We start from the raw sequence: 1,090 nt of genomic DNA on the forward strand, positions 1-1,090 counted from the left end.
GCGGTGACTGGCGAATTAGATGAGTTTGGCTATAATCGATTTATTGATGGTAATGATACTTTAAATAAGCGGCTGTCTACCTTTGCCCAACTGGGCTTATTAACGGAGCAGCCAGTGATCGGTGAGGATGGCAAGCCAAGCGGTTTTTATCATTATGATATTACAGAGTTAGGTAAAGCTTATCGCTATTATACAGGTAAGCAGCAACTATTTTGTTTTGGCAGGGTGGTGGTGGATAGCATCAAAAGCAAGGATGAAGGCCTAACCTCATTAAATAAAATATTGGTTAATGTGGTGTATAAACGGCATGTGGAAGGCGAGATCCCCGTCTGGGCAACTTCACCGTTATTAAGAGATGCAGGTTATCCATTGTCATTAAAAAGTGGTGAACCGATTGACTGGCAAGAGGGCTATTTTGTGCAGTTCTTTTTTCGGCAGAAGGATAACTCATTAAAGCCTTGGCCGTTTATTGTCCCAAATACTTATGGTAATTAAGGGTTATCGCTAATCGAGACTAAGCATGTTTAAACTTAATCATCGTATCTGGCTGCTGGCAATCTTGTTATTGACCGGCTGTGAAGATGGCAAAATTAAAACCATGTTGCAAACTGGGCTGGATAAACTTAATCCAACCGGCAAAGTCGGTATCTGCTTTACAGTGGGGGAAGTAAGCTACCCTTATACTTCTAAAGATGTGATTGAAGCGCCCGATAAATGGGGGGAAACCTATCCGGTTGCCGCGAATAAAAAGCTAAATCAACGTTTATCCATCTTTGCCCAGTTAGGCTTATTAACGGAGCAGCCAGTGATTGGTGAGGATGGCAAGTCAACTGGTTTTTACCATTACGATATCACTGATGTAGGTAAAGGCTACCGTTATTATTGGAATCAGTCGCAGCTATTTTGTTTTGGCCGGGTGGTGGTGGATAGCATCAAAAGCAAGAATGAAGGCCTGACCTCATTAAATAAAATATTGGTTAATGTGGTGTATAAAAGGCATGTGGAAGGCGAGATCCCGGTCTGGGCGACTTCACCGTTATTAAATGATGTGGCTTCAATACAGCTATCAAAAAACGGGGAGCCAATTGAC

General features: G+C 42.3%; 2 protein-coding genes. Both read left to right on the forward strand.

The features are described 5' to 3' along the window. Positions 1–495 (forward strand): hypothetical protein (locus DES39_RS10975; protein ID WP_170143403.1); only part of this gene is annotated, 495 nt, incomplete at its 5' end. 25 nt (positions 496–520) lie between these two features. Further along, on the forward strand, positions 521–1,090 hold a 570-nt coding region (locus DES39_RS10880; RefSeq protein WP_147405446.1), incomplete at its 3' end, for a hypothetical protein.

It is taken from the genome of Orbus hercynius, assembly GCF_003634275.1.
Classification (GTDB): Bacteria; Pseudomonadota; Gammaproteobacteria; order Enterobacterales; family Orbaceae; genus Orbus; species Orbus hercynius.